18 protein-coding genes and 1 pseudogene are annotated in these 19,989 nt (G+C 47.2%); 10 read left to right on the top strand and 9 right to left on the bottom strand.

Annotated elements, in window-relative coordinates; all coding sequences use genetic code 11:
* Positions 1–23: 23 nt before the first annotated feature.
* Positions 24–554 (bottom strand): hypothetical protein, encoded by a 531-nt coding sequence (locus DX060_RS01950; RefSeq protein WP_258552155.1) that lies wholly within the window; start codon positions 552–554, stop codon positions 24–26.
* 308 nt (positions 555–862) lie between these two features.
* Between DX060_RS01950 and DX060_RS01945 the strand changes: the two genes are divergently transcribed.
* The 3 genes and pseudogenes from DX060_RS01945 to DX060_RS01935 all read left to right on the top strand — a co-directional run bounded on the left by DX060_RS01945 (position 863) and on the right by DX060_RS01935 (position 5,249).
* Positions 863–1,480, top strand: a complete 618-nt coding sequence (locus DX060_RS01945; protein WP_115010908.1) for a DJ-1 family glyoxalase III — start codon at positions 863–865, stop codon at positions 1,478–1,480.
* 551 nt (positions 1,481–2,031) lie between these two features.
* Positions 2,032–3,039 (top strand): annotated as a pseudogene (locus tag DX060_RS01940) (ABC transporter permease subunit); the annotation flags it as partial.
* Positions 3,036–5,249: an ATP-binding cassette domain-containing protein gene (locus DX060_RS01935; RefSeq protein ID WP_115010907.1), complete on the top strand. Its 2,214-nt coding sequence runs from the start codon at positions 3,036–3,038 to the stop codon at positions 5,247–5,249. The pseudogene DX060_RS01940 and the gene DX060_RS01935, both read left to right, overlap by 4 nt.
* A 27-nt stretch (positions 5,250–5,276) precedes the next feature.
* Here the strand turns inward: DX060_RS01935 and DX060_RS01930 are convergent, their stop codons facing one another.
* Genes DX060_RS01930 through maf form a run of 3 tightly spaced genes read right to left on the bottom strand, consistent with a single transcriptional unit; the run spans position 5,277 to position 8,388 of the window.
* Positions 5,277–6,638 carry a UDP-N-acetylmuramoyl-L-alanyl-D-glutamate--2,6-diaminopimelate ligase gene (locus DX060_RS01930; protein ID WP_115010906.1) on the bottom strand — a complete coding sequence of 454 codons (1,362 nt, stop codon included), beginning with the start codon at positions 6,636–6,638 and terminating at the stop codon, positions 5,277–5,279.
* Positions 6,635–7,807, bottom strand: coding sequence for a cbb3-type cytochrome oxidase assembly protein CcoS (ccoS, locus tag DX060_RS01925; RefSeq protein ID WP_115010905.1), 1,173 nt, complete (start codon positions 7,805–7,807; stop codon positions 6,635–6,637). Before ccoS ends, DX060_RS01930 begins: the two co-directional genes overlap by 4 nt.
* A complete protein-coding gene (gene maf, locus DX060_RS01920) occupies positions 7,804–8,388 on the bottom strand; it encodes a septum formation inhibitor Maf (protein WP_115010904.1) in 585 nt (194 codons plus the stop codon). The genes ccoS and maf overlap by 4 nt, the downstream gene beginning before the upstream one ends.
* 170 nt (positions 8,389–8,558) lie before the next feature.
* Between maf and DX060_RS01915 the strand changes: the two genes are divergently transcribed.
* From DX060_RS01915 to DX060_RS01905, 3 genes are all read left to right on the top strand, one after another.
* Positions 8,559–9,968 carry an OmpP1/FadL family transporter gene (locus DX060_RS01915; protein WP_115010903.1) on the top strand — a complete coding sequence of 470 codons (1,410 nt, stop codon included), beginning with the start codon at positions 8,559–8,561 and terminating at the stop codon, positions 9,966–9,968.
* 173 nt (positions 9,969–10,141) lie between these two features.
* Complete coding sequence (locus tag DX060_RS01910) at positions 10,142–10,387, top strand: NifU family protein (RefSeq protein WP_115010902.1); 246 nt, start codon at positions 10,142–10,144, stop codon at positions 10,385–10,387.
* Between the two features lie 9 nt (positions 10,388–10,396).
* Positions 10,397–10,996 (top strand): histidine kinase, encoded by a 600-nt coding sequence (locus DX060_RS01905; protein ID WP_115010901.1) that lies wholly within the window; start codon positions 10,397–10,399, stop codon positions 10,994–10,996.
* Positions 10,997–11,010: 14 nt separating this feature from the next.
* Here DX060_RS01905 and DX060_RS01900 read toward each other — a convergent pair whose 3' ends face one another.
* The 3 genes from DX060_RS01900 to DX060_RS01890 all read right to left on the bottom strand — a co-directional run bounded on the left by DX060_RS01900 (position 11,011) and on the right by DX060_RS01890 (position 13,196).
* Positions 11,011–11,292 carry a hypothetical protein gene (locus tag DX060_RS01900; RefSeq protein ID WP_115010900.1) on the bottom strand — a complete coding sequence of 94 codons (282 nt, stop codon included), beginning with the start codon at positions 11,290–11,292 and terminating at the stop codon, positions 11,011–11,013.
* Positions 11,293–11,449: 157 nt separating this feature from the next.
* Positions 11,450–11,764: a hypothetical protein gene (locus tag DX060_RS01895; protein WP_115010899.1), complete on the bottom strand. Its 315-nt coding sequence runs from the start codon at positions 11,762–11,764 to the stop codon at positions 11,450–11,452.
* Positions 11,765–11,777: 13 nt separating this feature from the next.
* Complete coding sequence (locus DX060_RS01890) at positions 11,778–13,196, bottom strand: NFACT family protein (RefSeq protein ID WP_181814132.1); 1,419 nt, start codon at positions 13,194–13,196, stop codon at positions 11,778–11,780.
* Between the two features lie 59 nt (positions 13,197–13,255).
* Here DX060_RS01890 and DX060_RS01885 point away from each other — a divergent pair, with 59 nt between their 5' ends.
* From DX060_RS01885 to ung, 4 genes are read left to right on the top strand one after another with little or no spacing between them, the layout of a single operon-like run.
* Positions 13,256–14,377, top strand: coding sequence for a glycosyltransferase family 9 protein (locus DX060_RS01885; protein ID WP_147278743.1), 1,122 nt, complete (start codon positions 13,256–13,258; stop codon positions 14,375–14,377).
* Positions 14,370–15,464 (top strand): type II secretion system F family protein, encoded by a 1,095-nt coding sequence (locus DX060_RS01880; RefSeq protein WP_115010896.1) that lies wholly within the window; start codon positions 14,370–14,372, stop codon positions 15,462–15,464. The genes DX060_RS01885 and DX060_RS01880 overlap by 8 nt, the downstream gene beginning before the upstream one ends.
* Positions 15,461–16,480 (top strand): 4-hydroxythreonine-4-phosphate dehydrogenase PdxA, encoded by a 1,020-nt coding sequence (locus DX060_RS01875; protein WP_115010895.1) that lies wholly within the window; start codon positions 15,461–15,463, stop codon positions 16,478–16,480. Before DX060_RS01880 ends, DX060_RS01875 begins: the two co-directional genes overlap by 4 nt.
* Before the next feature lie 25 nt (positions 16,481–16,505).
* Positions 16,506–17,198 (top strand): uracil-DNA glycosylase, encoded by a 693-nt coding sequence (gene ung / locus DX060_RS01870; RefSeq protein ID WP_115010894.1) that lies wholly within the window; start codon positions 16,506–16,508, stop codon positions 17,196–17,198.
* A gap of 208 nt (positions 17,199–17,406) precedes the next feature.
* Here ung and DX060_RS01865 read toward each other — a convergent pair whose 3' ends face one another.
* Entirely contained in the window at positions 17,407–18,678 is a 1,272-nt protein-coding gene (locus DX060_RS01865) for a CapA family protein (protein ID WP_115010893.1), read from the bottom strand.
* Positions 18,675–19,988, bottom strand: a complete 1,314-nt coding sequence (gene hisS, locus DX060_RS01860; RefSeq protein ID WP_115010892.1) for a histidine--tRNA ligase — start codon at positions 19,986–19,988, stop codon at positions 18,675–18,677. Before hisS ends, DX060_RS01865 begins: the two co-directional genes overlap by 4 nt.
* Position 19,989 lies beyond the last annotated feature (1 nt).

Raw genomic sequence — 19,989 nt, 5'->3', positions numbered from 1 at the left:
TCTATCTCTTTTTGTATAGAATCTTATTTATTTGTGATGACATCACTATATAAATCAGCGACAAACTTCCCTATCGCCTTACCAAAATAGTTTTTAAAGTTCTCCGCATTCATCATATCACTCTTAGCATTGTTGCATAAAGAGCAGGTAAGCACACAATTATCAACACTATACCCAGCATTAGAATCTTTACGCTCTATATGTGGTGTGCTATTAAATTTCTTTGAATCTAAAAGCTCCTTGGCAAACACTTTTTTTAGCAATGCAAACTCTGTATCGCAATAATAGCACCTATCCCCTTGAGCTTCATACCAATAATAAAATTCTTCAAAATCTTTGAATCCAAATTTTATGCCTTGTCTTTTAGCACTAGATTTTTTGCTGGTAAATTTACTTTTCATAAGCTTAATATGCTCCATTTCATTGCTATTAGCAAAAGCTTCTGCTTCACTATCGCTAAGGTTATATCTAGCCTTAAGTGTTTTTACACTTCTTATAAAATCCCCTTGACTTGTAAATTTTATATGTTTTTTCACTAGCTCTTGCATATCCATTTTATCCCCTTTAGTAAGTAAATTCTGCGTCAAAACGCAGAGCGCAACCCTATCACAAAAAAAAAAAAAAAACAAGCAGCCGACAAGCATAGAGCAAAGCGCGCGCCAAGCACAAAGCCACTTTACTTTGTGTCGTTTGCCTTATAGAGTAGGGCAAAGTAAATGAGCGTGAAGATAAGCGTATCTGCCCCTTAATCTAAAGCCTGCTTGCTATGTAAGAAAGCGTTCAACTACTCTCATCGGGCTTTATTTGCGCGTGTATTTTTAAATCTTAGCTACAATGCTCGCACATAAAGCAAGGAGTGATTATGCAAGCAACAGATGAAGTAAAATCCATTTTAGTCCCCTTGGCTGATGGCTTTGAGGAGATTGAGTGTGTGAGTGTGGTGGATATTTTGCGCCGAAGTGGGATAGAGGTGCTGCTAGCTGGAGTGAGCGGGGCTAGGGCGTATAAAGGCGCGCACGATATAGAGATATTTGCGCCACACGATCTAGCAAAAGTGGATTCTAGTGTATTAGATCGCCTAAGCGGCATAGCCCTGCCCGGCGGGCTTAGAGGGATGGAAAATCTTAGCGCAAGCGCGGAGGTTAGGGCAATTTTGCAGAGCTTTGCTAAGGCTAGCAAGCTTATCGCTGCTATTTGCGCCGCGCCTATCGTGCTAGCTCGTGCCAATGTGCTGCAAGGATATTTTACTTGCTATCCGGGCTGCGAGTCTTCTTGCTATGAGAGCTCTAAAGCTCCAAATCTGCGCTATCAACAAACAAGTGTCCTTGCGCACGACTCCCAGATCACCGCTTCTGGTCCTGCTAGCGCGCCGTTTTTTGCCCTAGAGATTGTGTGCTACTTGCTAGGAAGTGATCGCGCACAAGAGGTGAAAAAAGAGATGCTACTAGATATACCCCTTTCTAATTCGTATGCTATATGATATGGCAGCTCTAAGGCTTGGCAAAAGTGGATTCTAGGGATTTTGCTAGCGCAGAAAAAATGGATTACCGCGCGGATTTTCAGTCCGCTCGCAATGACAGAAAAAACAACGCCGATAGTAAAAAAATGGATTCTAGGCTTAATGCCCCATTTCTGTCATCGCGAGCCGTGTGCCAGCACGGCGTGGCGATCCACAAAGGCGCGCAAGCGGATTCTAAGAAAAATGCTCAAAATGCAAACCCCCTAGAATCCTTGTTTGAACACAACGCTCCAATTTCGTCATCGCGAGACACTGCGCTAGCAGTGGCGTGGCGATCCACAAGCAACAACGCGCAAAAACCACAAAAAGTGGATTGCCACGCGGATTTTCAATCCGCTCGCAATGACAGAAAAAACAACGCTTACACAAGCACAAGCACCGCTTGCAATGATGGAGATATTTCGCCTGCGACTCAATATGACAATAAAAAAGTGGATTCTAGCGATAAAGCCCAAAGTGTAAAAACGCCAGCAAAGGATTCTAGCGATTTCACACAGAGCCACCGCCTCCGCCTATGGCAAAATCGCTGGCACACCTTCGCCAAAAACACTCGCGCTAGAATCTCGCTCTATCTTTTTGCCGCGCTTTGTCTCCTAGCCTTGCTAGCTCCCTTGCTAGCAAACCACAAGCCCCTGCTCATCTACCATAATGCGCATTTTTACTTCCCCTTGTGGCAGAGCTACCCAGAATCCACCTTTGGCGGAGACTTTGACACCGAGCCTGATTATAATGACCCATATATGCAAGAGCTTTTGCGCGATAGCTTTGTGCTAAAAGCCCCTATCCCTTATAGCTATGATACTATCGTGCTAGATCTGCACGCCCCTGCGCCCACGCCCCCTTCTCTTAGGCATTGGCTGGGCACTGATGATCAAGCCAGAGATGTGCTAGCGCGGCTTATCTATGGCGTGCGCACAAGCATAGCCTTTGGGCTGATTTTAAGCGCGTGTAGCGTGGTGATTGGCATTGCTATCGGGGGCTTGCAGGGGTATTATGGAGGGCTGCTTGACCTCATCGGGCAAAGGGGGATAGAGGTGTATGCAAGTATCCCGCTGCTGTTTTTGCTCATCATTCTCTCAAGCTTTATCACACCTAGCTTTTGGTGGATTCTAGGCATTGTGCTGGCGTTTAGCTGGATTAGCCTTAGTGCGATTGTGCGTGCGGAGTTTCTCAAAGTGCGCGAGAGCCTGTATGTCAAGGCGGCGCGTGCTTTGGGGGCTAGCGATATGCGGATAATGCTTATGCATATTTTGCCAAATGCCTGTGTAGCGACGATCGCCTATGTGCCTTTTCTTATGGTGGGGAGTATCGGCACGCTTGTTACGCTTGATTTCTTGGGCTTTGGTATGCCTGTGGGGAGTGCGAGCCTAGGCGAGCTACTAGAGCAGGGGAAAAACAACCTTGCCTCCCCGCATTTAGCCCTAAGCGGCTTTAGCGCAGTGGCGTTGCTGCTATCGCTATTGTGCTTTATCGGCGAGGGCGTGAGAGACGCGCTAAACCCTAGCGCACAGCCCCGATGAAGTCTGCCCTAAAGCCTAGTGCGCCTGTGCTATGCGTGCGGGATTTGTGCGCGCGATTTGGGGACTTTGCCTTAGAAAATATATCGCTAGAAGTGTGGGCAAATGAGCGCGTAGGCATAGTAGGGAAGTCTGGCAGTGGGAAGAGCCTTTTAGCAAAGCTGCTTATGGGGCTAGTGGCAGGCAGTGATATACGCGGAAGTATCACGCTACAAGGCATTGAGGCAAATCTCGCCGCCTGCCCTATCAGCTCGCCTCTATGGCGCACGATCCGCGCTAAAGGCATAGCCTATATCCCCCAATCCCCCAAGCTCGCCCTAAATCCGCTACATAGCATAGCAAAGCAGCTAGGTGAAATGTGCGCCTTGCACCTGCCCCACACGCCAAAATCACACTACAACGCCATTATTGATGACGCACTAGAATCCGTGGGGCTAGAATCTAGCCTAAAGCACCGCCTGCCTCACACGCTTAGCGGCGGACAGGCGCAGAGGGTGTGTATCGCGATGATGATCCTAGCACGACCAAAGATTTTACTCTGTGATGAGCCTACAACAGCCCTAGATGCGCATATACAAAGCCAGATTCTAGAGCTTTTAGCCTCTTTTACAGAAATGGCGATCGTGCTTATCAGCCACGATTTGGGCTTGATGGGGAGGTTTGCGGAGAGGGGGTATGTGATGGAGAGAGGCAAAATTTGCGGGCATTTTGGGAGGGATTCTAGCTCCGCAATCTTAGAATCCAAAAGCGACTTGGGAGATTGCGCTTTAAATAGTCATTCCGCAGATTTTGGGGATTTTATGGTAACCGCAGACTCTTGCTCTGCCATAAAATCCCCAAAAAACTCCAAAAGCCCCACTGCAAATCTTAAAATCCTTGAAGAAGACAAACAAGCCGAGTGTGAAAAATCTGCCGAAAATAAAAAAGTGGATTCTAGTAAGCAAGCCTATTTTCTGTCATTGCGAGCTTTGCGTAGCAAAGCGTGGCAATCCACACAAACAAAGACACAATCCCTAGAATCCACTTTTTCACACAATGCCAAAAAATCACAAAAAGTGGATTCTAGTAATGACTATTTTGCTGCTGCAAAAATTATGGATTCTAAAGAAACATCGGCTAACGCCGAGCGGTATCCCTTGTTTTGCCACGCCGCTGCTACCACAGCGGCTCGCAATGACGATAAAAATACCGATACGCAAAAAGTGGATTCTAGGGATAACGCTCAAAATGTAGAAAACTCCGCACAGGATTCTAGGATTTTTACCCAAAATGCCCCAATTTTAACCACGCCACAGGCGGAAGGATTTTGCGATGATTTTCTAAAGAAACTTCGTTTTGGGGGTTTTCAAGGCGGGGGCGAAGGGATTTTACTCGGCGTAAATGAGCAAGCCCCCGCCGCAGAATCCCCCAAAAGCGCGCAAAAAGCCAACGCCGATACACAAAAAGTATGCCTACGCTTGCACAACTTTGGCGCATATCACACGACTAAAGGCTTCTTCACAAAGCAAAAAATCCCAGCCGTGCAAGGCATCAATCTAGCCCTAAAAATGGGCGATAGTGTGGGCATAATTGGGGCTAGTGGGAGTGGAAAGTCTAGCCTAGCCCTTGGGATTTTGGGGCTAGAGGGGCAGCTAGGTGAGCTTTGTCTCTATCCCATAGAGTCAAAAGATCCGCTCATCTACACGGATAAAAGGCGCGATAGGGCGTTTATCTCTATGGTGCAAATCGTTTTCCAAGACCCCCTAGCCGCGCTTAATCCGCGAATGTGCGTGCTAGAGATCGTGCAAGAAGCCCTGCAAAGCCAAAATGCCAAAAAATCTAGCCCCCTACAAGCTATGCAGATTTTAGAGCAAGTGGGGCTATCTAGGGCGTTTGCCTACCGATATAGTGCTACTCTTAGCGGTGGAGAAGCCCAAAGGGTGTGTATCGCTAGGGCGTTGGCAAGTGGGGCTAGGATTTTGCTGCTTGATGAGCCTACTTCCGCACTTGATAAAAGCACGCAACAAGACATTATCACGCTACTTTTAGACCTGCAGCAAAGGCTTAATCTAAGCTATCTTGTCATAAGCCACGATCTTAGCGTGATAGAGGCGATGTGTGATTGTGTGCTGGTGCTAGAATCCGGGCAGGTGATAGAGCAAGGAGAGCTTGCGCAAGTCTTTAGCGCACCTAGCCACCCTTATACGCAGGCGTTGCTTAGGGCTAGGATTTAGCTTGATTTGCTCCGTGGGGGGAGAGAGCTATGGAAGCGGGGCTTGCAGGGCAGCGCGGATTTCTTGCCTATCATCAAAATGCCGCTTTTCATCACCGATGATTTGGTAAGTCTCATCGCCCTTGCCTAGCACCAGCAGCACCCAATCTCCTCCTAACCCCTCCATTTTTAGCTCCCCTTTCTTTAGCTCCCCCATTTTTAGCTCCGCTACGGCTTTTTGTATGCTAGCACGCCGATCAATATCAATACACACGGGCTTTTTAGGATCTTTGGGTATGCCTTGTAAAATATCGTTGATAATGCGTGTGGGATCTTCGCTGCGTGGATTATCGCTTGTGATGTAGAGCTTGCTTGCGTATTTATACGCCACTGCGCCCATTTTGGGGCGTTTGGTGGGGTCTCTATCGCCTCCAGCTCCAAAGACTACGGCGATATTTTTGCCTATAAAGCTTGTAAAAATCGCTTCCATACCATCGTGCGTGTGGGCAAAATCCACGATGATCAAAGGATCCTTGCTTACTACCTCCATACGCCCCTCCACACCGCCAAAATGCTCCAAATACTCCGCGCAGGATTCTAGGGGCTTTTGGGCGATGAGCTTGACACAAAGCAATGCGGCTAGGATATTGTAGAGATTGTGCTTGCCATATAGGGGGGCTTGTATGATAGCGTGCTCTAGAGAGTCTTTAGCCCTGCTAGCTGGGGCATAGGATAAATGCGCGGTGATGGCGTGATCTAGGCTATATGCGTTTGGCTTTAGGTGGGCGTTTGCTTCTATGGCATAGGTGTGGGCGTTGTGGCGATTATAGCTAGCGTGCGGCTCATCGGCATTGATGATTTTGCAACCATCATCGCTGAAGAAGCTATTTTTCACGCGGATATATTCGGCTTGGGTCTTGTGGTAGTCTAGGTGGTCGCTTGTGATGTTGGTTAGGATTTTTATAGAAAAGTGAATGCCAGCAATGCGCTCTTGCACGATCGCGTGCGAGCTTACTTCCATAATCACAAACGCACACTCCCCAACCATAGCCAAAATCTCATACAGCTCTAGCACGCAAGGCGTGGTAAGCCCCTTTGGTCTAAGCTGCTTGTCATTAGCAAACACCCCCCTTGTGCCAACTAGCGCACACGAGTAGCCAAGATCAAGCAAGAGCGAGTAGATAAGCGCGGCGGTCGTGGTCTTGCCATTGGTGCCGGTTATGCCGATGATTTTAGGCAGCGGGGCAAAAAGCTCTGCTAGCTGCTTTGCTTCTATGCTGGGGTGATCTGGCGTGAAAGCAGCATTTAGTGGCGTGCGGACAAAAAGTGTGTGAGAGTCTAGCTCTCTGCTATCATCGCTTAAATGCGTGTAGGCTACGCCTTGATACACGCAAGGCTTAGTGATTTTCACTTATGACCTGCGATATGAGAAACGATCTTTTCTGCTTGGGCGATCGCCATAGCCACAGACGCCCCAGATTTAAAGCCAATATCCCCAGCGATAAACACGCCTTGCACAGAAGTTTGCAAATGCTCATTCACTATGGGGAGGTTGTTGCTATCTAGCTCGATATTGCACTTTTTAAGAAAATCCACCGGCGAAGAGCCGCCAATGGCATAAATCGCGCGGTCAAACACATCGCTACTACCATCGCTAAAATGCGCACAAATCTTGCCCCCTTGCTCTTCTAGGCTCTCTATATCCACGCCTAGTTTTGTCTTTAGCGTGCCGCTTGCTATGACCTTTTCTAGCTCTTGCTTGTTTGTATCATTGATCCTTGCAAACTCGGTGCGGCGGTAGTTTAGCGTGGTATCGTGCGAGGCGCAGAGGTCGATAGCGTATTCCACAGCGGAGTTCCCACCGCCTACGATCAGCAGCCGCTCGCCTGCTTGGATACTAGAGGCATTGTAATTGACTTGGCGCAAAATCGCTGGAGGGATTTTGTAGCTAGGCTTATTGGGCTGCCCCATTTTGCCAATGGTGATAATCGCATAATCCGCGCTTATGGAGTGATTGCCACTTGTGCGGATAAGTAGGCTGTCATTATCTTGTCTTTGGATCGATTCTACATCGTTGTTATAAGCGACATTGATCGCGTGCTTTTCTAGCAGGCTATCAAACATCGCTAGCGCGCCTTCTTTGTTTGTATCGCTGAAATCTATCGCGCCTACAAGCTCGACTTTATCGCCTTTGTAGTCTCTATCTACGCGCTTGCCGTCTTTGTAGAATTTGCGCAGTGTGGCATTATGCTCTGCACCCTTTTCTAGCAAGATGACAGAGAGTCCTTTAAGCGTGGCTTCCACACTTGCGCTAATGCCTCCGGGTCCTGCTCCTATGACTGCTATGGTGTAATGCTCCATTTTTGACTCCTTGTGTTTGGGGTTTGGGGTTGCTTGCTGGTTTTGAGCTATGGCATTGGCTAGGTTTAGATCCTCTACACTATCAAATAGCGCGCCGTGCGTGATTTTATGCGCATCATCAAACTGCCCATTACGCAAGCCCCAGAGGAATACCACTAGCCCCACTAGCCCTATCCCTAGTGATACCAGCAGCATAATGGTAATAATAGGGGTGTTCATACTAGCTCCAAGAATCTCACAAGCTTTTCTATACTAAGTCCTAACGCGCTGGATTCTAGCCCGATTTGCCTGCGGATATAGCGTTTGTGGAAGCCCTCTATCATCACGCAGCCAGCTTTGCCCACCCACGCTAGAGAATCCACATAGCCTAGCATATCGCTTGGCTCAAATCTCCCTAGCTCCAAGACACACGCGCTTAGATCCACAAAGCTTGCGCGTTTGCTTTGGTAGGCTAGGGCTGTTAGGATACTTATATGCTTGGAGTCTTGCAATTCTAGCATATTTCTAGCTTCTTGCTTATCTCTAGCTTTGCGTAGTAGCTTGCCATTGACACTTACCACGCTATCTGCACATAGCACCCCAGAATCTAGCGCACTAGTGAGCTTGCCCCTTTTGTCCAAAAGTGCTAAAGTGGATTCTAGCTTTTTCATACAAGCGATATAGGCAAACTTCGCAGGATCGCTGATCTCTAGGCTCTCTTCATCAAATCCGCTATCCATTTGGCTAAATGCTATGCCCCACTCTTGCAATATCCGCGCACGCGTGGGGCTAAGGCTCGCTAGGATAAGTGGCTCTCTCATAATCGCTCCTAGATTCTAGTGGCATTTTTGGATTGCTATTATACGCTATGTGATTGTCTTGGCGAGATTATTGGTGGTGCTTTGGTGGTGGCAGATATGGGGCTTGCGTTTTTTTTTTTTTTTTGATTTATTATAGTGGCTTGCAAATCTAAAACTTAAATGGAGGGAATATGCGTGTAAAAATCGCGATATTGCTTGCTGGGGGTATTGTCTCTAGCTATGGCTCAGGCTTTAAGCTTACAGAGCAAAGTCTCAATGGCACCGCGCTAAACTCTGCATATATCGCTGGGGCGTATGGCGCGGACTCTAGCTACTACAATCCCGCGAATATGGGCTTTGATGAAGCTAATGAGATAGAAGTTAATGGGACGATGATTTTTATCCCGGGGTTTGACTTTACTACGGCAGGTAGAGATAAAGGGGAAATTTCTACGGGAAATGGAGCTGCTTTGGGTCCAAATCGCCCAGCAGGACCCGCTATCGTAAGCGGTAGGGCAAACCCCACTCTAGCCTTTGCACCAAAGATATTTTTCAAAACCAAGCCGTGGCATATAGGCGATAGCGTGAAGACAAACTTCGGGCTATCAATCACAACGCCCTCAGGGCTTAGTATGGATTGGAGCGGTGAGGGGGGAGAGTTTTTAGACAATGTGGGGATAATGATGATAGAGACAAATCCCGTGGTCTCCCTCACGCTATGGGATCGGCTAGGGCTTGCTGCTGGAGCGCGTATCATCTATGGCTCTGGGGATTTTGATAATACGCTGTATGTGCCTTACACTGCAGAAAATGCTATGGGGCTTGGCTTAAATATAAAAGGCACTACTAAAATTTCCCAATCATCATCGACAAAGGCTTGGGGGCTAGGCTACAATGTCGCACTTACATTAAAACTTACCAAAACCACGACCCTAGCGGCTACTTATCGCTCTAAAGTGCATTTTGATATGAAAGGCAATCTCTTTGCTACTTCACACATAGATGGTGGGAAGTTGGCTGGAAAAGGGACGGTTGATATGCGAGCAAACTTGCTGCTTTCTACGGATTTGCCCGATACACTTAATGTCGCCCTAGCCCAAAGGCTTGGCAAACTTCTCGCAGAATTTACCTATGAGCATACATTCTGGGGAAGTGCGGATATTTTTGAATTTCAATATAGCAATCAAGAATTTAGCAATGCACAAGGCTTTACGCCTGGGTTTGAAAATACCATTATCGCAACGGCATATCAAAATATGGCAGGAGCCGACTACAATGCCGTGGCTATGGGGCGTGGCTGGAAAAATAGCAATGCCTTCCGCCTAGGCTTTACACACTTCTCTACCGAAAATCTCACGCTTATGGGATCACTCGCGCTAGATTTTACCCCTGTGCCACAAGGCAGAGATACATTTGGTATCCCTGATGCCAACTCCTATATGCTAGGGCTTGGTGCTAGGTATAATCTCTTTGGCGGGAGGGCAGATGTGGGGCTTGCCTACTCACTCGCGCTCAAAGATAATACAAAGAGCTTTATCCAAAGTCAAAATGGCTTAGGGCAGCTGCATTTAGTAACCTTGGGCGCGAAGTATAGATTCTAGTGCAAGCAGATTCTAGTGTAAGGATTTGGTATAAATAGATTCTACTAATAGCTTCAAGGTAGCTAGGATAGAATCGCTTCTACTACATTGCCCCTTTGTCTCTTGCGTTGTTTAAAAAAACCCATTATAAACACATTCATATATCGTAATTATTTATTCTCATAAGGAGTGTAATGCTACCTTTTAGCGATAGCGAGCTGTATGAGCCTGTGCAACGATCATTAGAAAAGGTGCGACCGCATCTTTTGCGCGATTCTGGCGATATAGAGCTGCAAGAGATTAAAGGCGGTAAAGTTTATGTGCGCTTGCTTGGGGCGTGTCAAGGCTGCTCTGCTTCGCATATCACGCTAAAGCGCGGTGTAGAGCAGCAGCTTAAGCGCGATATACACCCAGATATGGAAGTAGTAGAAGTTCGATAAAGGCAGAGTATGACCATAATCCCACCAAACCCCACCTACAATCCGCGTAAAAAACGCTTGATAAACAAAGGCTTCAAAGCCCTTGTGGCTAGGGATTTCACCCTTGCGGCGCATTATTTTAACCTAGCTTTAGCACTAGATTCTAGCGATAAACGCGCGTGCATAGGTGTGCTAATCGCGGATATTGCGCAAGACTTCCCCAAAAAAGCTGAGATTTTCACAGAGCTTTACCAGATCTTGCTAGCTTCAGCCCCCCGCGCCCAGCACAATGCTATCCATACGCAAATGCTTGAAATCTTGCGTGATTTTGATACAAGCTTAGATCATATCTCCCACGCCGCACAGGCAGAAGACTCCCTAGAATCCGAGCAGCTAAATGGCATAGCGTATAAGGATTTTACTACGCTCTGTCAGGCAAAAGGCTTTAAAGAAGTGTTTGAAAACTTAATCTTTAGCACTAAAATCATCTTCACCGAGCGCGATGATTTTTATCAATTTCTTAAAGATCTTATCCACTATGGCTTTAAGCAAATCGCACTCACTTATATAGAAGATATGCCACAAATCGCTTATAACAGCGAGATACAAGAGATTTTAAAGCAGTTTTAGTAGTTTGGGTGGGGCTAGATTTGGGCTAAATGTGGCTCTAGCTCAAAGTGGATTCTAGGGGAATGCCAATGGATTGCCACGCCACTGCTACCGCAGCGGCTCGCAATGACAAAGTAAGCGACTTTCCCCATCATCGCGAGCCGCGCAAAGCGGCGTGGTGATCCATAACACAATCTTAGAATCCCAAGCAGAAAAAACGCACAAAGGGTAGAATCCACTTTTGCAAAAGTGGATTCTAGTATGGATTGCCAAGCACCACTCGCAATGACGATAAAAGTGGATTCTAGTAATGCCACAAATTTAAAAAAGCAAACATAGGATTTTAGGATTTCTCATCGCAAAGCCCAATACATAAACGCCGCAGAATCTACAATTTATCGCTCAAAGCCAACGCCAAAACCTAGCAAAGCCCAATCCACCAGCAAAAGCCAACACCATTTCTAAGGGCTTAGGCTAGACTTTGATATTAAGCAAATGTGTCTCACCACTAGGGGAGCTAGCAAGTGTGTCTAGGCTCTGGGCTTGCTCACTCTCCTCTTTGTCTTTTTTGCCTTGGTCATCTTGCTGCTCCCATTGGCTATTGCCTTTGGCGTCTTTATCGACTTTGTTATTTGTCTCTGTGGGGCGCACTTCTTGGATCTCTTTGAGCTTGTCTTCAAACTCTTGGGGGATCATATCGCCGCGCTGCATAGCGTTTGCGTGGGCGGCAGAAGTTGTCTGCATATTTTGATTGATATAGGTGATATTACCAATGGGTGAGATTGCCATAGTGCCTCCTAGTCTATACGCGATAGCGCAGGCTTTGATGTTTGCTAAAGATCACGCACGCACCGCTTGTGATTTTGACAAATTTTCTCTTTGTATAATCGACTAAAAAGTCCCCTTGCTTAAGCCCGCTTACACCGAGCAAAATCTCACCGGCTTTGTAGATGATAGATTCTGCTAGGGCATTTTTCCCACAATGTATAATCAAATGCGATGAAGGTATATCGCGGATATGCATCCACAAGTCATCAGCCCTAGCGGATTCTAGGAGCTTGATATTTTCTCTCTCATTGCGCCCTATGGAGATTTTCACCCCTTGGATAAAGATCACATAGGCTTGATCATTAGAAGGCTTTTGCCTTTTTTCTATCTTTTTGGGGGCTAGGATCGCAAGGGTGTCAAGCTTATCTGCTCGCGCGATAAATGCCAGCTCCTTGTCTAAAAATGCGATTTTTTCTTCTAAATTTGTGGTTTCTTTGTGGATATTTCTTGCCTTTTGGGCGAGCTTCTTTGATGTGCTAAAGAGCTTATTGATCGCTTCTTGCGGGGTTTTGCTTGCGGGGAGATTGATATGATAGAGTGTGCCATTATCTGTGATTGTAGCGTGGCTTTGGTAGGGGCTTAGTGTGTGGAGATGAGAGAGTAGCAGGCTTGCTTGGTGATTGAGCGTGCGACTCTCTTGTAAAAGTGCTGTTTCTTTGGGGAGGGTATCTAGCAGGGCTTGCAAGCGGGCTTTGGTGCGTGTGTAGTGCGATAGCAGAGAGTGGCGTAAGGATTCTAGGGCTTTGCTTTGCTCAAGATTGTGTGCTTGTAAGAGTAGCTTAGGTATAGATTCTAGGGCTAGTGGCGTGGAAGGGGGGGCAGGCTTTTTGGGATTTTTGGGGATTTTGGCAAGGGGGTAGCCTACTTTGACTTGGCGGTGTGATTGGGCTTGGGAGATATGGCGTAGGGCATCGATAATGATTTGCTCGTGGGTTAAGATGATTGCATTGGTGTGCTTGCCGGTAAATTCACATTGCAAAAATGTGATAGATTGCTTATAGCTACCTTGCTGTAAAAGCTCTAGGCGCAAGATCCTATCATCATCATAAAGCGTAGCGGATAGGATTTTGGAGCGATTGAGCCGTGAGAGTGCGACATCAAAGGGAGCATTGTAGCGTTTGGGGCTTAGGGATTCTAGCTTAGAGTCCTTAAGGGCTGCTTGGTCTTGTGGAGGCTTTTGGAGGTCTTGTGTAGTGTAGGCAAAGCTTTTGCCCCTTGTCATAGCCAGATACACATCAAAGCTCTTTGCCCCTTGGAGTGTGGCGCATAAGCTAGGATTCTGGCATTGGGCTAGGGTAAGCTTTAGCGTCATATCTGCTACGCGCTGCACAAGCACAAGCTTATCAAAGCAGCCTATAAAGCGCGCTAGCGCGTCAATCTCTGCTAGGGTCATTTGAGTCCTTGGGGGCTTTAGGTGTGTTATAATGCCATAAATTCCGTGAAAGAAAAGAGATGATTGGCTTCTATCGCTCGGCATTCCTTGGGGATAATGTCATCGCTATTAGGGCGTTATATACACTGCGCAAGCTCTATGACTGCCCTATCGTCATCTATACAAATGCCCAAGGTATGCAGATTTTCTCTAGGCTTAATGATGGCTTTGATAAGACTAGGGGCTTTATATGTATCGATACAGATGCTATGAGCAAGCAGGAGCTGCTAGCACATATCAATGCCAAGCAGTTTGACTACTTTATCCTAACCCAGCCTAATCGCTGGCGGTGCAAGCTACTAAGTGCGAGCAATGCTAAGTGTATCATCTCCTTTGCCACTGCGGCAAATCTCCTTAACCCTCGTATCCATAAGGTGTTTTTCTCGCGTGCTTTTTCAGCTATCCCTTATCATAAGGCGTTATTAAAGCTTGTGCGCAAGATCGATCCTGCGCGCTATGATAGGGCAGAGATCGCTTATAGCCACTTTTCCTACCCCATAGATGAGTGCGCTAAAGCTCGCGTGCTATCCGCCTTGGATAATGCCTTAGCCAAAGCGAGTAGTCTCATCACTATGGGTGATATGCCACCGCAAGCTCGCGTGCAGGCGCAAGATTTTGCACGCATTACTACGCCTATCATTTGTCTAAATCCCTTTGTCAAATCCACACGCATCAATCTCCCCCTAGAATCCTACATCGCAGTAGCACAAGAGCTTGCCACGCATTATCCGCAAATGCTTATTGTCTTGCTGCATTATAAGGGCGCACCTACTATCACACTGCAAAGCCCTATGCCAAATCTCCTAGTCTTTAGCAATGATGACAATCTAGCGCATATCATCGAGCTTTTGCGGCTCTCTTGCTTGTTAATTAGCCCAAGCACTGGCACAATACATCTAGCCGATATGCTGCGCATAAGCACCATAGGCATATACAACCGCAAAGATTCTAGGCTCTGGCTGGGTGAGAGTATGCAAAAAGAGCATTTACTCTTGCTTGAAAAGCCCCTAGAGCAAATGTCTAAACACGAGATAGCCACAGCGACACAAGATCTACTAGCCCTAGTCAAATCCCTACTTCCTACCCTACTGCCCCCACCCCAAAAGCCCCAAATCTCTCCTGTAAAGAGAGTCAATGACTAGCATACGCCCATCACACACACCGCCCACGCCACATCTTCTGCCACACCTCCCGCCAAAACCCCTGCTAATCGCCCAAGATCTGCGGCTTTTAAGCATTATGCTACGCGCACATATTTCACTCCAAGACGCCCTCCTAACACTCTCTCACACAAGCCAAAACACAGCCCTATCAAGCGCGTATAAGCAGATTCTAGCCCAGCTGCAAGCAGGGGTTAGCCTGCCTAAAGCCATAGAGTCTTATGCGCATATTTTCTCCCCTATGGGCATAGCCTTGCTTCACTCTGGGGCGCAATCTAGCGAGCTTGATAGTATTGTAGAAATCCTAGCGCGCTATTTTCAAACCATCGCCAAAAATCGCGCGAATTTTCTTAAAGCATTGTTTTATCCTATCTTTGTGCTGCTAGGCATTGCAGTGGCATTTATCATCATCGCCCTTTTTGTGATCCCAGAATTTAGCGCACTTTTTGCAAGCTTTGATGCTGTGCTGCCACTTAGCACGCGCACGCTTATCGCAGTATCATCGCTTGTGCAGGAGTTTTGGTGGGGGCTTGGGCTAGCAGGGCTAGCTTTACTCTATGTGGGAGTCGTGAGTGTGCGCAAGAAAAATACCCTTTATACCGCAAGCCTAGGGCTACTTCTACGCGCACCACTGCTTGGTAGATTGCTACTTTATCGGGAGTTGTGGGGGTATTTTCTAGGATTTTTTTACTTGTATCAAGCGCATATTGACTTTGACACATCTCTGCCTATCGCGCTACAAAGCGTGCAAAACCCCACCTTGCAGAGAGCTTTAAGCATCTCTTGCGAGCGGGTTGCTAGAGGTGATGCGCTAGATAGGGCGTTTGCTTCTTGTGCGTATATTGATACAACTCTGCAAAGCTTCCTTGCCACCGCGCAAAAATCCGGCGAGCTAGAGTGTATTTTAGAGCTTTGTGCGCAATACTGCCACGATATGTATGAGCAGCAAATCGCTAGGATTCTAGCACTCATCGAGCCGTTTTCGACTATCATCATCGCGCTTTTTGTCTCGTGGCTGGCGTTTGGGATATTTTTGCCTATTTGGGAGCTAGGGGGGATAAGCCTATGAATCTAGCCATAAGCATAGGAGATAGCAATGGTATAGGCTGTGAGATCATCTTGCGCTCTCTTGAGTGGCTTTTGCGCCAATGTGGGCAGCTGCCTAAGCAGTCCTCTAGCGTGGGGGGAGATTCTAGCCCTAGCACACTTTGCACGCCTATTATTTGCGCGCATAAGAGTCTGCTAGAATCCGCCCTACAAACGCTACTTACGAGCGGTGGGATAGGATCTAAGCGTGCTAACCATATCCACTGCTTGCTTGATATGGTGTGCTTTGAGCCTCCAAGCATAGAGCCACCCCCTATCCACATCGCCCAAATCACCGCAGAGAGCGGGGCATATAGCTTTGCTAGCTTTGCTAAAGCCATAGATCTAGCCCAGAGCCTGCCAGATACCGCGATCTTAACTCTCCCTATCCACAAAGCCGCGTGGAAGCAAGCAGGGATTAGCTATGCTGGGCATACGGAGTATTTACGCGCACATTTTCAACGCCAAGCCCTTATGGTGCTAGGCTGTGAGGCTATGCTTGTGGCACTTTTTTGCGATCATATTCCGCTAGCACAAGTGAGCCAGCATATAAGCGAGCAGGCATATACAGACTTCTTGCTCGCCTTAGAATCCAGCCTAGATTTCTCTCAAGCCCTTGTGCTAGGGTTTAATCCACATTGCGGCGATAATGGTGCTATCGGCGGAAAAGAAGATACGCTTATACAACGCGCCCTAGAATCCGCAAATGCCACACTTAATCGCCAAGCTTTTGTGGGGGTGGTCGCGCCTGATAGTGCCTTTACCCCGCAGATGAGAGAAAAATACCGCGTGTTTGTCGCACCCTATCACGATGTGGGGCTAGCTCCGCTTAAGGCTCTCTACTTTGATCAAAGTATCAATATAAGCCTAAATCTCCCTATAATCCGCACTTCTGTGGATCACGGCGTGGCATTTGATCTAGCCTATCGTGGCAAAGCCAGCACGCAAAGCTTTCGCAATGCCGCGCTTTTTGCCCTAAAGCAGCTGCAAATCCCATAAACTATCTCCACTCTAAAGGCATATAATGATCCCAAAGACCTTGCATACAGAATGGATAGAGCTTTTGGCTGATGAGTTTGAGAAGCCATATTTCAGCGAGATTATTAGGCACTATACGCTAGCTAAAGCACATAGTGTGATCTTCCCTCCTAGTGATAAGACATTTTACGCGCTCAATCTCACGCCGCCATCTCGCGTGCGTGTGGTGATTTTGGGGCAAGATCCCTACCACGAGAGCAAAATGCTAAATGGCATAGAGATCCCCCAAGCTATGGGACTAAGCTTTAGCGTGCCTAGGGGCGTGCCAATTCCTCCAAGCTTGCGCAATATCTACAAAGAGCTAGAATCCACTTTAGCTATCCCGCCCCCAAATCACGGCGATCTAACCCAATGGGCGCATAGAGGCGCGCTGCTGCTAAATGCGATCCTTAGCGTAGAGAAACACAAAGCCGCCTCACATAGGCATTTTGGCTGGGAGAACTTTAGCGATGCGATTATTAGCACGCTTTCAACGCGCTATCAAGGCATTGTCTTTATGCTCTGGGGCAATTATGCAAGGAAAAAGGCAGCACTGATAGATTCTAGTAAGCACTGCATTATACAAGCCCCGCACCCAAGCCCGCTAGCAAGGGGCTTTGTGGGGAGTGGGGTATTTGTGCAGGCGCAAAATGCGCTTCAAGCAATGGGCAAAGAGCCATTTGATTGGCATCTTGTGTAATCCTGCTTTTGAAAAAGTGGATTCTAGGATCGCTGGGCTAGAATCCACTTTTTACACTACCACCTGCGGCGTGGTATAAACGCCCTTTTTCTGTCATCGCGAGCGAATTGAATATCCGCGCGGCGATCCATAATTTTGCGCTAGCAAAATAGTCTTTCCTAGAATCCACTTTTGAAAAAGTGGATTCTAGGCGCATATCACTTAGTGTTTAGCGGCGAGGTTTTTGTCTTTTTGTCTTTTGGGGAGTCTTTTTGGTGGGTAGCACAGAGTAGGATTCTAGGCGGCGCAAGACCCTATCAAAGCCTTTAGAGTCATTGGCATAGATCCTAGGAGAGTAGTCATTATAGCTTGGTGTGGAGCTAATGCTTACAGGGATTACGCTATGCACTAGCACGAAATCCCCTAGCTCATCGACTCGCTCCACACCTTTGATAAATGGCTTTTCCAAGTAGGCTTCTTGCGCACACGCATCAAAGCGCAAGTCCTCTATAAACTCACGCCTTTTACGCGCAGAATCTAGCCTTATAAAGCGCGTTTGATAGATCATACTATCTTTATCAGCGGGATTTTTTGCCCCTCCATAGATGAAATTCCCTAGGCTATACACGATTTTTTTGCCCTTGTATGTCTCTACGCCTTGTAAGACATGGGGGTGATGTCCTATCACCATATCCGCCCCAGAGTCAATAGTAAAATGCGCTAGCTCTCTTTGCGCGGCGTTGGGATAGTGCTGCCGCTCCTCCCCCCAGTGGAAGGTGAAAATCACAAGCTCCGCGCCTTGGTCTCTTAGGGCTTTGATCTCTTTTGCCACTTGGGGTTTAATGCCTAGATTCCAGCCTCTATGCCCAGCTAGCCCAATTTTTATGCCATTGACTTCATAGATATGCACAATCCCCTCCCCAAAGACCGCAAGATGTTGTGCGCGTAAATGCGTAATCGTATCTTCAAAGCCTTGCTTGCCATAATCACGCGAGTGATTATTAGCGATATTCATCGCTTCAAAGCCTGCGGTGGTAAGGATTTTGGCATAGTGTGAAGCCCCTTTAAAGGAAAAGGGCTTATCAAAGGCATTTTTCAAAGGCTTATCACTAAGCACGCCCTCCATATTGCCAATGCTTAGATCATCAGCTTGCAAAACTTCACGCACACCCAAAGAGAAATACCCCAGATCGCCGCCCACTTCTTCAAACTTGGCATTAAAGGTCGCCCCAGAGCTGCCTTTATAATCTCCTAGCACATTATCACCCACAAAGCTTAGCAGAGCTTGGGGCTGCAAATGCGGCACGCACGCTTGCGTTGTGGTGAGAAAAATCTTTTTACTATCTAGTCGCAAGTCTTGGGGCTGCAAGCCCATAGGAGTATCGTCATTTTTCACCGCACAAGCACTGATATATGCTGCTAGGCTCGCTACCCCCACAAAGCGCACCAAGTAGTAGAATCCACTTTTATGCAGAGCTTGTCCTAATATGGTGGCTTTCATTCTTTCATAATCTCTAGTGCGCGGAGAAAGCTTAGCGATTCTAGCTGCATACCTGTGGTCATATTTTTTAGCGTGAAAGTATGGCTTAGAAATTCATTTTCGCCGATGATTAGGCAGTATTCGTGCCCTTTGTTGTTAGCATAGGCAAGCTGCTTTTTAAGCTTCTGGGCTTGGGGATAGACTTCTGTGTAGATCCCACTACGGCGCAAGGATTCTGCGATTTTATGGGCAAAGCCTAGATAAGAGCTATCCATACAAGCAATGAGTGCGCGAGCACTTGTGCTTCTGCCTTGTAGCAATCCTAGCTCCTCTAATGCCGCTAGCAATCTATCTAGCCCAATGCTCGCCCCAACGCCGCTTAAAGATTCTTTAGAAAAGGACTTTGTGAGATTGTCATATCGCCCGCCAGAGCAGACACTGCCGATATTTTTGAGCCGATTGAGTGTCGTCTCATACACGATGCCCGTATAGTAGCCAAGCCCTCTAGCGATAGAGAAATCCACGCGGCATTTTGATGTGTCCATTTCAAGGTGCTTTAGGATAGAAAACATCTCTTCAAGATCTTCTAGCCCCTTTTTTAGCTCATCATTCCACGCTTTCATATACCCCACCGAGTCTAAAAACTCATCAACAGCGATGGTTTGGCGCATTGTGATAATGCCTAGTATCTCATCGATTTTATGAGAATCCACAAAGGCTTCTAGCTCTTTTGCCACGCCATCTCTGCCGATTTTCTCAAGCTTATCAATGCTGCGCAAAAAGCCTTCAATCTCTGTGATAGCAAAGTGCTTGCAAATCCCATTTAAAATGCTGCGGTGATTGACCCAAATGGTAAATTCATCGATATTAAGCGTGGCTAGAGAGGCGTAGATGACTTGGATAATCTCCGCATCACAGCCGATAGAATCACTCCCGATAAAGTCAAAATCACATTGCGTAAATTCCCTATATCTGCCTCTTTGCGCTCTCTCTCCGCGGAAGACATTGCCAATAGCAAAGCGTTTGAATGGCAGATCAAGCTCATTTCTATACTGCGAGATGAAGCGCGCTAGTGGCACAGTTTGATCAAAGCGCAGCACCACATCGCGCCCGCCGTGATCTTTGAAGCGATAGAGCTCTTTTTGTATCTCATCGCTGCCGTGTTTGACCAAAATATCTGCATACTCTAAATGCGGTGTTTCTATGGGGGCAAAGCCAAAGCTCTCAAAGACACTAGAGAGCTTTTGCAGGAGCTTTTCCTTTGCCATTGCTTCTTTAGGAAGCCTATCGCGGAAGCCACTTAGTGTGCGGGGGACTACAAGATCTGCCATA

Source organism: Helicobacter canis (assembly GCF_900451095.1).
Taxonomy (GTDB): Bacteria; Campylobacterota; Campylobacteria; order Campylobacterales; family Helicobacteraceae; genus Helicobacter_B; species Helicobacter_B zhangjianzhongii.
This window is presented reverse-complemented; position numbering and strand designations above follow the sequence as displayed.